Origin of the sequence: Bradyrhizobium sp. SZCCHNS30572, assembly GCF_032484415.1 — a bacterium.
Taxonomy (GTDB): Bacteria; Pseudomonadota; Alphaproteobacteria; order Rhizobiales; family Xanthobacteraceae; genus Bradyrhizobium.
This window is the reverse complement of the sequence record NZ_JAUESY010000002.1, coordinates 244487-263213: the sequence shown is the minus strand read 5'-3', so window position 1 is coordinate 263213 and position 18727 is coordinate 244487. Positions and strand designations below refer to the sequence as shown.

Annotated in this window: 15 protein-coding genes and 2 tRNA genes; 6 read left to right on the top strand and 11 right to left on the bottom strand. The window is 64.8% G+C overall.

Annotated features, from left to right (window positions below; genetic code table 11):
- Nucleotides 1-17: 17 nt before the first annotated feature.
- On the bottom strand, nucleotides 18-779 hold the full coding sequence (locus tag QX048_RS06190; protein ID WP_316193065.1) for a hypothetical protein: 762 nt from the start codon (nucleotides 777-779) through the stop codon (nucleotides 18-20).
- Between QX048_RS06190 and QX048_RS06185 the strand changes: the two genes are divergently transcribed.
- Entirely contained in the window at nucleotides 778-1605 is an 828-nt protein-coding gene (locus QX048_RS06185; RefSeq protein ID WP_315750881.1) for a metallophosphoesterase, read from the top strand. The genes QX048_RS06190 and QX048_RS06185 overlap by 2 nt on opposite strands.
- Here the strand turns inward: QX048_RS06185 and QX048_RS06180 are convergent.
- The 7 genes from QX048_RS06180 to QX048_RS06150 form a co-directional block, all read right to left on the bottom strand.
- Nucleotides 1544-2029 (bottom strand): cyclic nucleotide-binding domain-containing protein, encoded by a 486-nt coding sequence (locus QX048_RS06180; protein WP_316185773.1) that lies wholly within the window; start codon nucleotides 2027-2029, stop codon nucleotides 1544-1546. The two genes, QX048_RS06185 and QX048_RS06180, sit on opposite strands and share 62 nt — an antisense overlap.
- 332 nt (nucleotides 2030-2361) lie before the next feature.
- Nucleotides 2362-2438 (bottom strand) — tRNA-Val (locus QX048_RS06175).
- Between the two features lie 185 nt (nucleotides 2439-2623).
- Nucleotides 2624-5047, bottom strand: a complete 2424-nt coding sequence (gene lon, locus QX048_RS06170) for an endopeptidase La (protein ID WP_315711533.1) — start codon at nucleotides 5045-5047, stop codon at nucleotides 2624-2626.
- 327 nt (nucleotides 5048-5374) lie between these two features.
- Nucleotides 5375-6649: an ATP-dependent Clp protease ATP-binding subunit ClpX gene (gene clpX, locus QX048_RS06165; RefSeq protein ID WP_012044595.1), complete on the bottom strand. Its 1275-nt coding sequence runs from the start codon at nucleotides 6647-6649 to the stop codon at nucleotides 5375-5377.
- Between the two features lie 444 nt (nucleotides 6650-7093).
- Nucleotides 7094-7726, bottom strand: a complete 633-nt coding sequence (locus QX048_RS06160; RefSeq protein ID WP_315711531.1) for an ATP-dependent Clp protease proteolytic subunit — start codon at nucleotides 7724-7726, stop codon at nucleotides 7094-7096.
- A 298-nt stretch (nucleotides 7727-8024) separates the two neighbouring features.
- Complete coding sequence (gene tig, locus QX048_RS06155; protein ID WP_315711530.1) at nucleotides 8025-9383, bottom strand: trigger factor; 1359 nt, start codon at nucleotides 9381-9383, stop codon at nucleotides 8025-8027.
- Nucleotides 9384-9555: 172 nt separating this feature from the next.
- Nucleotides 9556-9640: transfer RNA gene (locus tag QX048_RS06150), tRNA-Leu, on the bottom strand.
- A 174-nt stretch (nucleotides 9641-9814) separates the two neighbouring features.
- Here QX048_RS06150 and QX048_RS06145 point away from each other — a divergent pair.
- Nucleotides 9815-11119: a multicopper oxidase family protein gene (locus QX048_RS06145; RefSeq protein ID WP_316170324.1), complete on the top strand. Its 1305-nt coding sequence runs from the start codon at nucleotides 9815-9817 to the stop codon at nucleotides 11117-11119.
- Between the two features lie 27 nt (nucleotides 11120-11146).
- Nucleotides 11147-12229 carry an enolase C-terminal domain-like protein gene (locus QX048_RS06140; RefSeq protein ID WP_315827177.1) on the top strand — a complete coding sequence of 361 codons (1083 nt, stop codon included), beginning with the start codon at nucleotides 11147-11149 and terminating at the stop codon, nucleotides 12227-12229.
- Between the two features lie 176 nt (nucleotides 12230-12405).
- On the opposite strand, the gene QX048_RS06135 is transcribed toward QX048_RS06140, so the two are convergent.
- On the bottom strand, nucleotides 12406-13905 hold the full coding sequence (locus QX048_RS06135; RefSeq protein ID WP_315711528.1) for an NAD(P)H-hydrate dehydratase: 1500 nt from the start codon (nucleotides 13903-13905) through the stop codon (nucleotides 12406-12408).
- 538 nt (nucleotides 13906-14443) lie between these two features.
- On the opposite strand from QX048_RS06135, the gene QX048_RS06130 reads away from it, so the two are divergent.
- The 3 genes from QX048_RS06130 (at nucleotide 14444) to QX048_RS06120 (ending at nucleotide 17025) form a co-directional block, all read left to right on the top strand.
- The gene (locus QX048_RS06130; protein WP_009027873.1) at nucleotides 14444-14782 is read left to right on the top strand and encodes a P-II family nitrogen regulator; all 339 of its coding nucleotides are present in this window, start codon (nucleotides 14444-14446) and stop codon (nucleotides 14780-14782) included.
- A 222-nt stretch (nucleotides 14783-15004) separates the two neighbouring features.
- A complete protein-coding gene (gene glnA, locus QX048_RS06125) occupies nucleotides 15005-16414 on the top strand; it encodes a type I glutamate--ammonia ligase (protein ID WP_006611030.1) in 1410 nt (469 codons plus the stop codon).
- Nucleotides 16415-16632: 218 nt separating this feature from the next.
- Nucleotides 16633-17025 (top strand): hypothetical protein, encoded by a 393-nt coding sequence (locus QX048_RS06120; RefSeq protein WP_315711527.1) that lies wholly within the window; start codon nucleotides 16633-16635, stop codon nucleotides 17023-17025.
- A 426-nt stretch (nucleotides 17026-17451) separates the two neighbouring features.
- Here the strand turns inward: QX048_RS06120 and QX048_RS06115 are convergent, their stop codons facing one another.
- Nucleotides 17452-18027, bottom strand: coding sequence for a hypothetical protein (locus QX048_RS06115; RefSeq protein WP_409999255.1), 576 nt, complete (start codon nucleotides 18025-18027; stop codon nucleotides 17452-17454).
- 58 nt (nucleotides 18028-18085) lie between these two features.
- Nucleotides 18086-18694, bottom strand: coding sequence for a hypothetical protein (locus QX048_RS06110; RefSeq protein WP_315750875.1), 609 nt, complete (start codon nucleotides 18692-18694; stop codon nucleotides 18086-18088).
- Nucleotides 18695-18727 lie beyond the last annotated feature (33 nt).

Sequence of the window (18727 nt, the reverse complement as noted above, 5' to 3'; positions counted from 1 at the left end):
AGAAAGTGGGCCGTTCCTCACCACGGTTCGGAGAGACTTTCGCCGATGGCGAGAGCGCTCCAACGTCGGCTCAGACGCGCGAACTCCTGTCGGATGGCGTCGCGCCGCGCCGGCGTGTAGGCCGCGCGCTCCTCCGCTGACATCCCGTCCAGCAGACTGCGCGCCGACGGTGCCATCTCGGCCCCGCGCGCCCGCAGCGCCGGATCGTCAGCCTGCTGCAGCCAGTCCTGCCAGCACACATATGTAGCGCGCTCGGAGCGGGCATAGTCCTCGCTGCGTTCCGGCATCAGGCGCTGGTCCTTGGTCTCATGCCTGCGGCGCAGCCGCGCGGCCTCGCGGGACGAGGTCGCATGCGGGACCAAATGAAAGGTCCCGGCCGTGCCGCCGGCCGCGAGCCGCCCGAATACGGCGCCGTCAATCCCGAGATGCTTTTCGACGATGAAGTGTTGCAGATCATGCGGCATCCAGGGATCGAAGCCAGGCGCCGGGCTCATTTCGAGGGTGTGTCCGTCGCCGAGCGTCGCGCGCACCGCGTAGCGGCGTTCGCCGGTGCGGACGAAGGAAACAGTCATTGGCGGTCGCGGACGACGAGACATGGACACTCGCAATTGGCAGCTGCGGCTGAACAACGGCCCCATCATACCGCCGCGGGTGAGGGATCGATAGATGCGCGCGGACCTGCTGGCGAGCGCCGTAGCGCAATGCAATAGCGGGACAGCCTCTGGTGTCGCCGGGTCTGGTCTCGCTCTTGCTTCGATCAGGCGCGTCAGGAGCCACATGCGCACTCTCATCGTTGCCGATCTTCATTACTCGCTGCCGCAGTTCGACTGGCTGGTGGCGGCTGCCGATCATTTTGATGCGGTGGTGTTCGCCGGCGATGCGCTCGATCTCGCCTCGATCGTCGACATTCGCGCCCAGATCGTGGTCGTGAAGACATATCTCGCGCTCCTGGCGGCCAAGACGCGGGTCATGATCTGCTCGGGCAATCATGACCTGGAGGAGCGCAACCCGGATGGCGAGAAGATCGCGGCCTGGATCGGGACGGTCCGCGAGCTCGGCATCGCAGCCGACGGCGATGACCTTCTGATCGGCGACACGCTGTTCTCGGTTTGCCCGTGGTGGGACGGCCCCATCGTCAAGGCCGCCATCGCAAGCCAGCTCGATGCCGCCGCGACGCGCGACACAGCCCGCTGGATCTGGGTGCATCATGCGCCGCCGGCCAACTCGCCGGTGAGCTGGGGCGGCAAGCGCTTCTTCGGCGACACCGAGCTCGAAGGCTTCATCGCGCGGCACCGCCCGGCGATGGTGATCTCCGGCCACGTCCACCAGTCGCCCTTCATCACGGATGGGTCCTGGTTCGATCGCGTCGGTGAGACTTGGGTCTTCAACACCGGGCGGCAACCCGGGCGACCGCCGACCTACATGGTGCTCGACACCGACGAAGGGCGCGCCTTCTGGTTGGCGGCGGGGCAAGCCGAATGGATCGATCTCGCCGGCCCCCTGCAACGCCCGGCGCAGCCCGTGACGGCGGCGCCGGACTGGCTCAGAGTCGTGGATCGGATTCCAGATCCGTTCCTGGCGAAACCTGCTGCGGCGGCAGGTTGATCATGCTCTGCAGCACCTCGCCGACCATCGAAAGATGGGTGCCGTGGCCGGCATATTGCCGCTTCAGGTCGGCGAGATAGCTGTTGGCGACGTTGAGGCGCTGCGCCAGCATGCGCGCAATCGCGAGCGTCGCCTCGGGATTTTCACTGAGGAAGCGTGGCGCATCCGGGATCTCGTAGATCCGGCAATCGACGAGCGCCCGCACGGTCGCCGTGTGCGGCTGCTCCAGCAGGAGCGACATCTCGCCGAACAGCGCGCCCGGCTCGGAGATGACGGCCACCGTGGCGCCGGCCTTGATCACCTCCAGCTCTCCGTCGAGCAGGATGTAGAGATGCCCAGTGTTGTGCCCCTCCTCGAGCAGCATGGTGCCCGCCGGAATGGCGCGCTCATGTCCGCCGGTGCAGTGGCGCAGGAAGTCGGTCATCGGTTCGCCCGCGATGTTCACGCCGCGCGCTAAGCTAGCCGAAGAACGGTTCATCGCCACGCGAAATCGTCCGGGCGCTTCGCACCAGCTGTCGCAAAGGATTTTGAACCCTTGTCCGAATTGAGCACTCGGCGGCGCCATCATCGTGATCGGGACGTGGGTTTGGCTCAGCCGCCGAGGCTCGATGGCAAGGTGGCTCAGCTTGGAGAGCAGCAGATCGATGAAACCCGACGCACAAACGCGCTTCTGGAGAGTATCGCCATCAGCTTGGAAAATCGACGCACCACAATAGCAGCGTCACCATTGCGAGGGTGCGTCCCAGCGGATGCTAATGGTAGGCGGCGAGAGATTCGAACTCCCGACCCTCTCGGTGTAAACGAGATGCTCTAACCAGCTGAGCTAGCCGCCCTCACATCGCGCTTCTTTACCCCCTGCCCGATCCTCAATCAACGCCGGAACCACGCGGCGGCAGCGAGAAACCGCCGCAGCGGGAACGGTGGGGGCAGACCACGCACGCTCGAAGGGTCGGTGGCTCGATCCCCCAAACGAAAACGGCGCCCTTACGGGCGCCGTTTCCTGGGATCAGTTCGGACCTCAGTGGGCGGTCAGGCCGCCGGCGGCTTCGTCGCCATCGGCCTTCACCGGGACCTTGGTGTCCTCTTCCCAGACGATCGGCACCGGCTTGCGGACCAGGGCCCGGGCGACGACGTCGTCGAGACGGGAGACCGGGATGATCTCCATGCCGCCCTTGATCGCATCGGAAATCTCCGTGAGATCCTTGGCGTTGTCCTCGGGGATCAGCACCGTCTTGATGCCGCCGCGGGCCGCGGCCAGGAGCTTCTCCTTCAGACCGCCGATCGGCAGCACGCGACCACGCAAGGTGATCTCACCGGTCATCGCGACGTCGTGACGGATCGGAATGCCCGTCATGACCGAGATGATTGCGGTTGCCATCGCGACGCCCGCCGACGGACCGTCCTTCGGGGTCGCCCCCTCCGGAACGTGGACGTGGATGTCGCGGCGGTCGAACATCGGCGGCTCGATGCCGTAGACGATCGCCCGCGAGCGGACGTAGGACGCCGCCGCCGAGATCGACTCCTTCATGACGTCGCGCAGATTGCCCGTCACCGTCATCTTGCCCTTGCCGGGCATCATGACGCCTTCAATGGTGAGCAGCTCACCGCCGACATCGGTCCATGCCAGACCCGTGACGATCCCGATCTGATCGTCGCTCTCGATCTCACCGAAGCGGAACTTCGGAACACCCAAGAATTCCTCAACGGTCTTCTCGGTGATCTTCACCGACTTCTTCTTGGACATCATGAGCTCCTTCACGGCCTTGCGGGCCAGTGTGGAAATCTCACGCTCCAGATTACGTACGCCCGCTTCGCGGGTGTAGCGCCGGATCACGAGCAGCAATGCGTCGTCGTCGATCGACCACTCCTTCGAGTCCAGTCCGTGCTTGGAGATCGCGCTGGGGATCAGGTGCTTGCGGGCGATCTCGAGCTTTTCGGTCTCGGTGTAGCCTGCGATGCGGATGATCTCCATGCGGTCCATCAGCGGCCCGGGAATATTCAGCGTATTCGCGGTCGTGATGAACATGACGTTCGACAGGTCGTAGTCGACCTCCAGATAGTGATCGTTGAAGGTCGTGTTCTGCTCGGGGTCCAGGACCTCCAGCAGCGCCGACGACGGGTCACCCCGGAAGTCCGAGCCCATCTTGTCGATCTCGTCCAAGAGGAACAGCGGGTTCGAGGTCTTGGCCTTGCGCATCGACTGGATGATCTTGCCGGGCATCGAGCCGATATAGGTCCGGCGATGACCGCGGATCTCCGCCTCGTCGCGCACGCCGCCCAGCGACACGCGAACGAACTCGCGGCCGGTGGCCTTCGCGATCGACTTGCCGAGCGAGGTCTTGCCGACGCCGGGAGGTCCGACCAGGCACAGGATCGGGCCGGTCAGCTTGTTGGCGCGCGACTGCACCGCCAGATACTCGACGATGCGGTCCTTGACCTTCTCCAGCCCATAGTGATCCGCATCCAGAACCGCCTGCGCGGCCTCCAGATCCTTCTTCACCTTGGACTTCTTGTTCCACGGGATCGACAGCAGCCAATCCAGATAGTTGCGCACGACGGTCGCTTCCGCGGACATCGGCGACATCTGGCGCAGCTTCTTCAGCTCGTGCTGGGCCTTCTCGCGCGCTTCCTTGGAGAGCTTGGTCTTGTTGATGCGCTCTTCCAGATCGGCGAGCTCGTCGCGGCCGTCCTCGTCGCCCAGCTCCTTCTGAATGGCCTTCATCTGCTCATTCAGGTAGTACTCGCGCTGGGTCTTCTCCATCTGGCGCTTGACACGCGAGCGGATGCGCTTCTCGACCTGCAGCACCGAGATCTCGCTCTCCATCAGGCCCAGCACCTTCTCCAGGCGCGTGGTGACGGACAGCGTCTCCAGGATGCCCTGGCGATCGGCGATCTTGACGGCGAGATGCGAGGCGACGGTGTCGGCCAGCTTACCGAAATCGGTGATCGACTGAACGACGCCGACGACCTCTGCAGAGATCTTCTTATTCAGCTTCACATAGCTCTCGAAATCCGACACGACGGAGCGCCCGAGTGCCTCGGCTTCGACCGACTTGGCGTCGGTGTCCTCGAGCGCAACGGCAGTGGCTTCGTAGTAGTCGGCACGATCGGTGTATTTCTCGACGCGCGCGCGCTCCAGGCCCTCGACCAGCACCTTCACGGTGCCGTCGGGCAGCTTCAGGAGTTGCAGCACGCTGGCGAGCGTCCCGGTCTCGTAGATCGCATCCGGAGCTGGATCGTCGTCGGACGCGTTCTTCTGCGTCGCGAGCATCACCAGCGCGTCGTTCTTCATCACCTCTTCGAGGGCGCGGATGGATTTCTCGCGGCCGACGAACAGCGGAACGATGTTGTGCGGGAAGACGACGATGTCGCGGAGCGGCAGAACCGGATAGGCGTGGCTCTCGCCGTAAACGATGGTCGGCCGGGGTTTGGGGGTCGTCATGGCCTGTTCCTTTTGTTTAGCCCCCTTGCACGCAGTCCGCCATCGTGCGCAACCGCCACAAGGTGCGATCTGATCCGGACATCACTGACGCGTCGATATCGCCCGCTTGTTTCGGATCGTTGTTGAGGCGAATCCCGGGATTGAGATTTGTATCGCCACGCGACATTAGGTGGCTATCGACCCGGGGGGTGTCAAGTATCGGTAAACACCCGCCAAAAATGGCTTTACGCGGCGGGACGCTGAAACGCGGCGATGCCGCGGACATGACGTCCGCGGCGATCGCCGATCTAATAAATCGAGGTCTTCTGTCTCTCGTACCAGCGCGCCTCACGCGCTGGCGCTGCTTTCCACCGCGCGATCGGAGCGATCGGCGTAAATGTACAGCGGGCGGGCGGTGCCCTCGACCACCTCGCGCGAGATGACCACTTCCTCGACACCCTCGAGACCCGGCAGGTCGAACATCGTCTCGAGCAGGATGCTCTCGAGGATCGACCGCAGACCACGCGCGCCGGTCTTGCGCTCGATGGCCTTGCGCGCCACCGCGCCCAGCGCCTCGTCGGCGAAGGTGAGCTCGATGTTCTCCATCTCGAACAGCCGCTGATACTGCTTCACCAGCGCGTTCTTGGGCTCGGTCAGGATCTTCTTCAGCGAGTTCTCGTCGAGGTCCTCGAGCGTCGCAACGACCGGAAGACGGCCGACGAACTCGGGGATCAGGCCGTACTTCAGGAGATCCTCAGGCTCGACGTGACGGAAGATCTCGCCGGTGCGGCGGTCCTCCGGCGCCAGAACCTGGGCGGCGAAGCCGATCGAGGTCGACCGGCCGCGCGCCGAGATGATCTTCTCGAGGCCGGAGAACGCACCACCGCAGATGAACAGGATGTTGGTGGTGTCGACCTGCAGGAACTCCTGCTGCGGATGCTTGCGGCCGCCCTGCGGCGGAACCGACGCAACCGTACCCTCCATGATCTTGAGCAGCGCCTGCTGGACGCCCTCGCCCGACACGTCGCGGGTGATCGAGGGATTGTCCGACTTGCGACTGATCTTGTCGATCTCGTCGATGTAGACAATGCCACGCTGCGCGCGCTCGACATTGTAGTCGGCCGCCTGCAACAGCTTCAGGATGATGTTCTCGACGTCCTCACCGACATAGCCGGCCTCGGTCAGGGTCGTCGCATCCGCCATCGTGAACGGCACGTCCAGGATGCGGGCGAGCGTCTGGGCGAGCAGCGTCTTACCCGAGCCGGTCGGACCGATCAGCAGGATGTTCGACTTGGCGAGCTCGACGTCCGAGTGCTTGGTCTGGTGATTCAGCCGCTTGTAGTGGTTGTGGACCGCGACCGAGAGCACCTTCTTCGCATGGTTCTGGCCGATGACGTAATCGTCCAGGACCTTGCAGATCTCCTTCGGGGTCGGAATCCCGTCGCGCGACTTGACCAGCGAGGACTTGTTCTCCTCGCGGATGATGTCCATGCAGAGTTCGACGCACTCGTCGCAGATGAAGACGGTTGGACCTGCGATCAGTTTGCGGACTTCGTGCTGGCTCTTGCCGCAGAACGAGCAATATAGCGTGTTCTTCGAGTCGCTCGTGCCGACCTTACTCATTCCTGTCTCCGTCCGCGGTTCGCTCTTGTCCGCTCGTTCGTCCCGATCCGGCACGGGCCGGACCAGACTGGTGAAAGAGCAAATTTCGTACCAAAATTAACACCTTGTTCTTCACCTGTCGTGAACCCACGACCTACGCGAATCCCCCACGATCCATAACTCGACACTCTAGCCAATCATGCTGTCATCCGACTATCAAGAATTCGCTAATCGGAGCACAGACCCTAGACCGTGACATTACCGTGATTTTGGGGCTTGACACGGCAATAACACGCGAAATCAGCGGAGCGTTGCGTGTTTGCCACGCCTATTTGCCGGCCGCACGGCAAGGTTGCGGCTCTTTTGGGACCCTACCTCAGCACCTTTGCCGACCGAAGCCGGTAAAGTAGCCGCCGTTACATCCCCGAGGCCCGTCCATCGGGCCCCGCGTCGCTTACTGGTGGCTCACTTGCCCATCGCCGCCGGATCTTCCGGCCGCTTGTCGATGACCTTGTCGATCAGGCCGAACTCCTGGGCGGCTTCCGCCGTGAGGAACTTGTCGCGCTCCAGGGCGTCCTCAATCGCCTTGTAGGGCTGGCCGGTGTGCTTGACGTAGATCTCGTTCAGCCGCTTCTTCAGGTTCAGGATCTCCTGGGCGTGCAGCATGATATCGGTCGCCTGGCCCTGGAACCCGCCGGACGGCTGATGCACCATGATGCGCGAGTTCGGCAGCGAGAAGCGCATGTCCTTGTGGCCGGCACAGAGCAGCAGCGAGCCCATCGAGGCCGCCTGGCCGGTGCACAGCGTCGACACCGCCGGACGGATGAACTGCATCGTGTCGTAGATCGCGAGGCCCGACGTCACCACGCCACCGGGCGAGTTGATGTACATCGCGATTTCCTTCTTCGGGTTCTCGGCCTCGAGGAACAGGAGCTGAGCGACGATCAGGGTCGCCATGCCGTCCTCGACCGGACCGGTCACGAAGATGATGCGCTCCTTCAGGAGGCGCGAGAAGATGTCGTAGGCGCGCTCGCCGCGGTTGGTCTGTTCGACCACCATAGGCACAAGGTTCATATAGGTTTCGACGGGATCGCGCATGAATCACCCAAGGGTTGGACCAGCAGTTGAGACGACCGGCCGCCGCAGGTGAGGCTCATTTCAACGAGCAGCGACGGACAGGTGTCCCGTGATGCAGAACTTCAAGACCGAGCCCACAGATATGGACCAATTTGCCGGTGACAAGACCGGGTGCCCTGGCCCGCCGCAAGCGAGGTCGTTGCCCTGTTCAAGCTGATTCCCGCGGCGACGGCCAGCGCCGGAACCTGGACGACCGGCGCTTTCGCCGGTCAACCTTAATCTCGCGCTTATGTCGCGAACCCTACGATGGACAGCCTGATCAGGCCGCCTTGTCGCTGTCGTCGTCCTTGAACAGCTCGTCCTTGGAGACCTTCTTCTCGGTCACGTTGGCGAGTTCGAGGATGAAGTCGACGACCTTGTCCTCGTAGATTGGCGCGCGCAGCTGCGCGAGCGCCTGCGGGTTGCTGCGATAGAAGTCCCAGACCTCCTTCTCGCGGCCCGGCATCGAGCGCGCACGCTCGATCACGGCGCGGCTGACCTCGTCGTCGGTCACGGTGATCTTGTTCTTCTCGCCGATCTCCGACAGCACGAGGCCGAGGCGCACGCGGCGGTCGGCGATGGTGCGGTACTCCTCCTTCGCCTTGTCCTCGGTGGTGTTCTCGTCGGCGAAGGTCTTGCCGCTGGAATCCATCTCGGCCTTGACCGAGTTCCACATCAGGTTGAACTCCTCGTCGATCAGCGACGGCGGCGCATCGAACTTGTGGGTCTCGTCGAGACGGTCGAGCAGCGCGCGCTTGACGCGCTGGCGGGTCGCCTGGCTGAACTCGCCGGCGAGACGATCGCGCATCAACTGCTTCAGCTTGTCGAGCGATTCGAGGCCGAGCGTCTTGGCGAACTCATCGTCCACCACCTTGTCTTCGGGCGCCTCGATGGCGGTGGCGGTGGTTTCGAACTCCGCCGCCTTCCCGGCCAGCTCGTTGTTGAGATAATTGGTCGGGAACGTGACCTTCAGGGTGCGAGTCTCGCCGACGCCGATACCGATCAGCTGGTCCTCGAAGCCGGGAATGAAGGTGTTCGAGCCGATCACGACGTCGATGCCCTCACCCGTGCCGCCCTCGAAGGCGACGCCGTCGATCGTGCCCTTGAAGTTGATCTTCACGCGGTCACCGCTCGCGGCCTTCGCGCCCTCGGCCTTCGCCGCGTAGCTGCGGTTGGCATCGGCCAGGCGCTTGATCGCCTCATCGACATCGGCATCGGTGATGTCGGCCACCGGCTTCTCGACCGAGAAGGTCTTGAAGTCGGCGAGCGCAATCGCCGGCACGACCTCGACGGCCACGGTGTAGGTCAGGTCCGACTGGCCGGAGAGGATCTTCTCGACCTCGGCCTCCTCCGTCGGCATCGTCACCTTCGGCTCGGTGGCGAGGCGGAAGCCGCGCTCGGTGAAGATCTGCGTGTTGGTGTCGCGGATGGTCTGGTCGATGGTCTCCGCCATGACCGACTTGCCATAGATCTTCTTCAGATGCGCGACCGGCACCTTGCCGGGGCGGAAGCCGTTGATGCGGACCTTGTCCTTGAGATCGACCAGCTTGGCGTCCGCCTTGGCGTCGAGATCCGCCGCCGGAACGCTGATCTGGAACTCGTGCTTCAAGCCTTCCGACAAGGTTTCTGTGACCTGCATGGCGTCAATCTTCTTCCGCTTCGGTCCGAACCCTTGCGATCCGGACACATCTGACTCAATTGTGGACGACGCGCAGCAAAAGGCTTTGCGCCGGTGGGATCGGCGGCCCCGCTTCTCTGTGCGAGAGAGCGGGTCTGCCGGTAAAACTTGGGGCAAACGCCGGAGAAGCGCTTGGTGCGGGCGGAGGGACTCGAACCCCCACAACTTTCGTCACTGGAACCTAAATCCAGCGCGTCTACCAGTTCCGCCACGCCCGCGTGAACTGCATCGATAGCCCGGCCGCGGTGCCGCGGGCGGCGCGGCTTATACCACGCACGAAACCGTCCGCAGCAAAAAAATGGGCTGTCAAAAGCACCACCGGCAGGCCGATCGACCGTGTCGCACGCACAGATAAGGGAAAACAGCATGATCCGCATCCCCCTCATCGCACGATGTTTTGTCGCATGACGGAACCGTCGGAGGGGCTCAGCCGCCGCGCCCTGCTCGGCGGCCTTGCGGCAGCCGGCGCGGCCTCGTTTACCCGCTCGGCTCGGGCCGGTGGCCGAATCTCGGTTTCGTTGAACGCTCGCGGCGAATCTCTGGTGCTGGCCCAGGGACGCTCGGCCAGCCCGCTCTGGCGGCTGGCTGCACCGGCCCCGGTGGTCCGGCTCGCCCGCGGCACGGCGCTCGATCTTGACCTTTCGAATGGCCTTTCGATCCCGGCCGCATTGTCCAGCCGCGGCCTCGCTTTGCCCGCACCGCTGCTGGCGCAGGCGGAGATCGGCCCCGGCGGCCGGGCCACCATTCCAGCCCTGGCGTCGCGCGCCGGGACCGGCCTGCTCGACCTGCGGCTGCTCGCCGACGCCGTGCCGATCCGCCCGCTGCCTGTCATCGTCGATGAGGCCGCGACGGTAACTGTCGACCGCGACGAAATTTTCCTGGTCGAGGATTTCAGGCTCAAGGCGGACGGCACCGCGGTTGCGCCAGGAACCGAAGCGCAAGACACCGAGCTCATCTACACCGTCAATGGGCACGTCCAGCCCGAGATCGCGCTGCGGACCCATGAGCGGGTCAGGCTGCGGTTCATCAACGGCTGTCAACGCGCTGTGATTGCGATCAAAATCGCCGACCTCGACGCCGTCCGCGTGATGGCCATCGACGGCCAGCCGGCCGAGCCTTTCCTGGCTCGAAATGGCGCGGTGGTGCTGCCGCCCGGCGGCCGCACCGACGTCTTCATCGACATGCCCGCCGCCAAGACGGTGCTGGCCGTGCTGCTGCACGACGGCAGCAATCCGCGTCCCCTCGCCCGGCTGGTGGCGTCGAGCGAGCCGCCGCTCCGTGCCGCCCCACTGCCGCCGGCGCCGCCTTTGCCGTCGAACGGGTTGCCGGACAAGCTGGACCTGAGGACCGCCGCTCGGGCCGAGCTCGCGCTCGACGGCGCCGGCTGGCAACCGCCCGCCGCGTTCAACGCCGCCGGCGCCCCCACCTTCCAGGCCAAGGCCGGCCAAGTGGTCGTGCTGGCATTGGCGAACAAGACCGCCGGCACCCATGTGGTCCACCTTCATGGCCAGCCGTTTCGGCTGCTCGACCGGCTCGACGACGGCTGGAAGCCCTATTGGCTCGACACGCTGGCGCTGGAGGCCGGCCAGACCCAGCGCATTGCATTCCTTGCCGAGCAATCCGGCCGGTTCCTGGTCGAGAGCATGGCGACCAACTGGGCGGCGCCGCGGCTGCTGCGGTGGTATGAGATCAGGTGAGGAAACGAACCTGAGGGAACAGTCCCCATGACCACTGCCGCCATCACCGGGGTCACGGCGCGCGCCGTGATCACGCCCATGAAGCGCCCCCTGCGCAACGCGTTCGGGATCATCGACTCCGGACCGCTGGTGCTGATCGACGTCGCAACCGATCAGGGGGTTACCGGCCATTCCTACCTGTTCGCTTACACCAGGCTCGCCTTGAAACCGCTGCTGCATCTGGTCGAGGAGATCGGCCGAGAGCTCAAGGGCCAAGCCCTGGTCCCGTTCGACCTGATGAAACTCATGGACGCCAAATTCCGCCTGCTCGGCTGGCAGGGCCTCGTCGGCATGGCCGTCTCGGGCCTCGACATGGCGTTCTGGGATGCGCTCGGTCAGCTCGCGGGCAAGCCCGTCGTCGAGCTGCTCGGCGGCACGGCGCGGCCGATTCCGGCCTATGACAGCTATGGCGTGCTCGATGCCAAGGACGACGAGCGCACCTTGCGCGCCGCGCGCGACGAGCACGGCTTCCGCGCCATCAAGACCAAGGGCGGTCATGGCGATCTCGCGACCGACGAAGCGATGATCAAGGGCCTGCGCGCCCTGCTCGGCCCGGACACGGCGCTGATGCTCGACTTCAACCAGTCGCTCGATCCCGCTGAGGCGACACGTCGAATTACCAACCTTGCCGCCTACGACCTGACCTGGATCGAGGAGCCGGTGCCGCAGGAAAACCTCTCCGGCCATGCCCGGGTGCGCGAGCGCTCGGAGATCCCGATCCAGGCCGGCGAAAACTGGTGGTTTCCGCGCGGCTTTGCCGAGGCGATCGCCGCCGGCGCCTCCGACTTCATCATGCCCGACCTGATGAAGGTCGGCGGCATCACCGGCTGGCTCAACGTCGCGGGGCAAGCCGACGCCGCCTCGATCCCGATGTCGAGCCACATCCTGCCCGAGGCGAGCGCCCATGTGCTGGCAGTGACGCCGACGGCGCACTGGCTCGAGGTGCTGGACTTCGCCGGCGCCATTCTCGCCGAGCCGCTGCTGGTGGTGGATGGCAAGGTGACAGCCAAAGGTCCCGGCCTTGGGCTCGCCTGGAACGAGAGCGCGGTGGCGAAATATCAGGTGACGTGAGCACAGCCAAGAGCAGGACGCGCCGTCGCCGCCTCACCCTCAACTGTCATCACCCGTACCCGCGACCGGGCGATCCGGTACGCCGAGACATCGGTGGCTAAATCGATAGGCCGCGGCGTACTGGATGCCCGCCTTCGCGGGCATGACAGCGTGGTTGAGGCGACGACTCGCCCCTATCAATACTCGACGCCGAACCGGTCATAGAGCCGCCGGAACACCGCAGGCAAGGTCTCCGTCAGATCCTCCGCGATCAGCCCCGGTCCCGCCTCGTTGCCCGCCTCGCCATGCATCCAGACGCCGATGCAGGCGGCCTCGAACGCCGGCACACCCTGCGCCAGCAAGCCGGCGATGATGCCGGCGAGCACGTCGCCGGCGCCGGCGGTGGCGAGCCAGGGCGGCGCGTTGGCGGCGATCGCGGCGCGGCCGTCGGGCGCGGCCACCGTCGTGTCGGCGCCCTTCAACAGCACCACGGCGCCGCAGCGCGCGGCCGCCGCGCGGACGCGCTCCAGCTTGGAGCGGCCGGGATGCTTGTTGCTGAGATCCGAGAACAGCCGCGGGAATTCGCCCTCGTGCGGCGTCAGCACGATCTGCGCCTCGGTCATCGCCCTGATCTGCTCGAACAACCGCTCCGGCGCATCGGCGAAGCTCGTCAATGCGTCGGCATCGAGCACGAGATGACGCTGCGCCGTCAGCGCGGTGTAGACGAGGTCGCGCGTGCGCTCGCTGACGCCGGTGCCGGGTCCGATGATGCAGGTGTTGTAGCGCTTGTCGCCGAGCAGCTCGCCGAACTCGATCGCGGTGTCAGCGGCGCGCACCATCACCGCCGTCAGCGCCGCAGCATTGACCGCCAGCGCATCGCGCGGCGAGGCCAGCGTGACCAGGCCGGCGCCCGCCCGCAATGCGGCCCGCGCGGCCATCCGCGCCGCGCCCGTGGCGGTGACGTCGCCGGACATCGCCAGCACGTGCCCGCGGGCGTATTTGTGGCCGTCGATGCGTGGCACCGGAAAATGGCCCTGCCACAGCTCGGGATCGTTCTCGAAGGCCTGCGGCCTGATCTCGGCGAGCACCTGGGGATCGATGCCGATGTCGGCGAGCCGGACGCGCCCGCAATGCTGGCGGCCCGGCAGCAGCAGGTGCGCCGGCTTCTTGCGGAAGAAGGTCACCGTCTCGGTGGCGCGGACCGCGATGCCCATCACCGCGGCCGTGGTGCCGTTGATGCCGCTCGGCAGGTCGACGGCGAGCACCGGCGCGCCATTGCCGTTGATCGCTGCGATGACGTCATGGGGCTCGCCGGTGACGGGCCGGCTGAGACCTGCGCCGAACAGCGCGTCGATGATCAGCGCCGGCTTGCCGATCGCCTGCGGCGTGAATGGCAGCACCGGAAACTTCCAGCCCTTGGCGGCGGAGGCCGCGTCGCCGTGCAGCGCGTCGCGCTCGCACATCAGGATGACCGACACGTCCCTGCCCTGCGCGGCGAGCTCGGCCGCGGCAACGAAGCCGTCGCCGCCATTGTTGCCCGGCCCACACACGACCACGATCGGCCCGGTCTCGACCAGGTCCATGGCCGCCTCGGCCACCGCCTGTCCGGCGCTCAGCATCAGCGAAAAGCCCGGCGTGCCGGCCGCGATGGTCAGCCGGTCGGCGCGCTCCATTTCGCTCGTGGTCAAGATGTCCATTACCGCTCTCGTCCCCAGCCGCCGTCCTGCGCCGGCTGCGTGATGTCGTCCCCGTCGCCTCGCAGCGGACGTCGGCGCCCCGTCCCTCGGAGCCGGTGCGGGCGAATCCCGCGCTCCCTATTGCCGCGCCAGCCCGCAACTTCCAAGGGCGCTGCACATCTGGCAAGACGCGACGAAACCCGGCACGTCGCCTTTTCCCTGGGCATTTCGGACAGCGCGCGGCTCCGCCGTCAAGACTTGCACAATGTTTGATCTGTTTGCCTAATCTCAAGGCTCCGGTATTCTAGACGTTCCTTGAGGGAATCGTCGGGTGCTGGTGAAATGCCTGAATATCGGCTCCATTTGGGCCCGTTAACGACTTGGCATAGACCCTGCTTTTGTGGAGCCACTTCGGCACGGGGCAAGTCGGGCAATCAATCACCGGGCCTCCGCCGGAGAGTGTTGGGCCCGGTAACGAAATGATCGAACGACTTGCGCGTGGGCGCAGCCTGACGATGACCCACATGTTGTTTATAGCGGAATGCCCGGGAGGCGCTCAGTGAAGAAGATCGAAGCCATCATCAAGCCGTTCAAGCTCGACGAGGTGAAGGAGGCGCTTCAGGAGGTGGGACTTCAGGGCATCACCGTTACCGAAGCGAAGGGTTTCGGCCGGCAAAAAGGCCATGCCGAGCTCTACCGGGGCGCCGAATACATCGTTGATTTCCTGCCCAAGGTGAAGATCGAGATCGTGATCGGCGACGATTTGGTCGAGCGCGCGATCGAGGCGATCCGCCGCGCCGCCCAGACCGGCCGCATCGGCGACGGCAAGATCTTCGTGTCCAACATCGAGGAAGCCATCCGCATCCGAACCGGAGAATCCGGGCTGGACGCGATCTAGCCTGACCGGGGGGCCTCAACGGACCGTCCGCTCCGGGCCCCCCACGGAACGTTTGCTGCGCCAGCAGCCCCCACGGCAGCTCGAGTGTCCTCTGCGAGGCGCTTGCACGCGGCCGTTTTGCCGTTTCCGATGTTGTCTTGGCTCCCGCACGAGGCTATGGAGCATGACCCGCGGACGCCGTCCCGCGCCGGGCCGTGACGTTATAAGCCAAGAGGGGTATTCATGAAGACCGCCAAGGACGTCTTGAAAGCAATCAAGGACAATGACGTCAAATACGTCGACCTCCGCTTCACCGACCCGCGGGGCAAGTGGCAGCACGTCACCTTCGACGTCAGCATGATCGACGAAGACATTTTTGCCGAAGGCACGATGTTCGACGGCTCCTCGATCGCCGGCTGGAAGGCGATCAATGAATCCGACATGTGCCTGATGCCCGACCCGGTGACCGCGACGATCGATCCGTTCTTCGCCGAAACCACCATGATCATCACCTGCGACGTGCTCGAGCCGACCACCGGCGAGCCGTACAACCGCGACCCCCGCGGCATCGCCAAGAAGGCTGAGGCGATGGTGAAGTCGATGGGCGTGGGCGACACCGTGTTCGTCGGCCCCGAAGCCGAGTTCTTCGTATTCGACGACGTGCGCTACAGCTCGTCGCCGTACAACACCGGCTTCCGCCTGGACTCCTCGGAGCTGCCGACCAACTCCGACACCGAATATGAGGGCGGCAATCTCGGCCACCGCATCCGCACCAAGGCGGGCTATTTCCCGGTGCCGCCGCAGGACTCGGTGCAGGACATGCGCTCGGAGATGCTCGGCGCCATGGCGCGCATGGGCGTCAAGGTCGAGAAGCACCATCACGAAGTGGCGTCGGCCCAGCACGAGCTCGGCATGAAGTTCGACACGCTGACCTTGATGGCCGACCAGATGCAGATCTACAAATACTGCATCCATCAGGTCGCGCACATCTACGGCAAGACCGCCACCTTCATGCCGAAGCCGGTCTATGGCGACAACGGCTCGGGCATGCACGTCCACCAGTCGATCTGGAAGGACGGCAAGCCGGTGTTCGCGGGCAACAAGTACTCCGACCTGTCGGAGACCTGCCTGTCCTACATCGCCGGCATCATCAAGCACGCCAAGGCCATCAACGCCTTCACCAACCCGTCGACCAACTCCTACAAGCGTCTGGTCCCGGGCTATGAGGCGCCGGTGCTGCTCGCCTACTCCGCGCGCAACCGCTCGGCGTCCTGCCGCATCCCCTATACCTCGTCGCCGAAGGCCAAGCGCGTCGAGGTCCGCTTCCCCGATCCGCTCGCCAATCCCTATCTCGGCTTTGCCGCGATGCTGATGGCCGGCCTCGACGGCGTGAAGAACAAGCTCGATCCGGGCCCGGCGATGGACAAGGACCTCTACGACCTGCCGAAGGAGGAGCTGAAGCAGATCCCGACCGTCTGCGGCAGCTTGCGCGAGGCGCTCGAGAACCTCGACAAGGACCGCGCCTTCCTGAAGGCCGGCGGCGTGTTCGACGACGACTTCATCGACAGCTACATCGCGCTGAAGATGACCGAGGTCGAGCGCTTCGAAATGACCCCGCACCCGGTCGAATTCGACATGTACTACTCGGGCTGACAGCCCGATTGATCGGCGGATGACGACACCAGGGCGCCCCTCACGGGGCGCCCTTTTCATTGGTGTCGCAGTGCCGTGCTGCGAATGCCAAGGCCGGCATGAGCGCCAGAACGGCGGTACGACATTCCTCCCAATGACGAATAGGGACAGGCGCAAGGAATAGATCGGGCCGGAATGAGTTTCTATCCCTGTGATCCACATGCATTGGGAGATTTCGAATGACCAGGCTTTCGATCTCGCGCCTCTTCCTGACCGCCGCAATCTCACTCGCGGCGATCTCGTCCGCCAGCGCGGCGCCTCCAACCAAGAGCGGCAGCAGCACGAAGGGTGACATCCTCACCGACAACAAGGGCATGACGCTCTACACGTTCGACAAGGACGTCGACGGCAAATCAGCCTGCAACGGTCCCTGCGCGACCAACTGGCCGGTCCTGAAAGCCGAAGCCAGCGACAAGGCCGACGCCAACTACACCATCATCACCCGGGACGACGGCTCCAGGCAGTGGGCTTACAAGGGCAAGCCGCTCTACACCTTCGCCAAGGATCAGAAGCCCGGCGACATCACAGGCGACGGCTTCCTGAACAACGCCTGGCATCTCGCAAAGCCCTGAGCGGAGCTGCGCTCTCGCCAAGCGCGGGACGAACTGCACGGATTGGGCTTGGCCGTAGGAGACGGCCGCTCTCGGAGAATCCGCCGGACGCGCCTGCGACCGGCGCCCATTGACGAGCGCTGCGTTGTCGTGGCTATCGAGAAACGCGGCAAGCTTTCCTGATGGAGATCTTGCCGCACCACCCCTGCCCCCAGCGCCCTTCACCGGGCGCCTTTTGTTGGTGGCTGCTCATCTACGATGATCCAACGGGACTCGTCCTTCGAGACGCTCGGCTATCGCCAAGCTCCTTAAGGATGAGGAGATGGAGGTCGCGCAAGGCCGCGGTTTCTCCTCATGGTGAGGAGGCGCGCGCCCATGAGTCAATGAGATCATCCGACAGAAGTGCGCGCCGTCTCGAACCATGAGGCCCGAGGGCGCATTCAGCCGCTATTTCTCGGGAAACCTCACCACGATCTGCTCGACCACCGGTCCCCATTTGCGCAACTCCGCCTTGTCGGATGCGATGCGATCACCGATCGGGTTTCCCTCGTGGTCGTCACTGCCGAAGCGAACGCTGACGGAGCATCCACCCGGCAAAGGACGGCTCAGCGTGCCGCCTTTCCAGTCGACAACGAAGCCGCCACCATCGGTGAAGAACTCGCGGATCAGAAACGGCCTGCCATTGATCTTCTGCACCTCGGCCAAAGTGGAGCCGAGCGTCACGCCGGCAACGTTCCAATGACTCGTCCTGGAGTCGATCAAGGTGAGACGTGACACCCGCCGCATCGTCTCGTCAGCAAAGCCGATCTCGATACGCCAGTCCGGCACTTTTGGCGACAGCACGACGCCTTGATAGGTGATGTCCTCCACCCCGGTGAACAACTGGTCGTCTACCACCGCCTCCTGGCCGTAGCGCTGCATCAGGCTCTTGGCGGAGTCCGTGACCGACACCGGCGAGGTGCAGGTGATCGGCCCATCGGCAGGCGGCGCGGTCTGTGCCCATGCCGGCGCAGCCAGAAGCATCAACAACAAGCTCGTTCGGCGCATGCTCATCCCGGTCAGTCCTGCGACTATGAAGCCATCACTTCGCGGCGAAATTGATGCCGATCTCGGTGACGACGGGCGCGAATTTCACCAGCGCCGGATTGTCGGACGACACCTTCACGCCATCGCCCGAGAGCGCCCGCGGTGGGTCCTTGTCCTTGCCGAAGCGCACGGTGATCGAGCAGCCGCCCGGCAGGATGCGTCCCAGCGCGCCGTTCTTGAAGTCGGTGACGAAGCCGCCATAGTCCCAGCCGAAGCCGCTCACGACGAACGACTTGCCATTGGCCTTCTGGACCTCGACGAGGCTGGCCCCGATGGTGATGCCGGCCACGCTCCAGCGGCTCGTCTTGGCCGTATCGCGCAAGGTGAGCCCGGACACCGTCGCGACCTTATCGTCGATGAAGCCGACCTCGATGCGCCGGTCCATCGCCCGCGGAAACAGCACGAGGCCCTTGTAGGTCTCGCCCTCGGCGCCCGGCAGATCCTGAACCACGGCCTCGTCGCCATAGCGCTGCTTGAGGCTGTTTGCCGAATCGGTGGCCGCGACCGGCGACGAGCAGGTGATCGGGCCTTCCATCGGCGGCGTGCCTTGGGCCAAGGCCGGAGCGGCGAGGAGCACAATGGCGACAGTCAGGACGTGGCGCATCACGGATTCCTTGTGACGAGCTCACGATGAGCC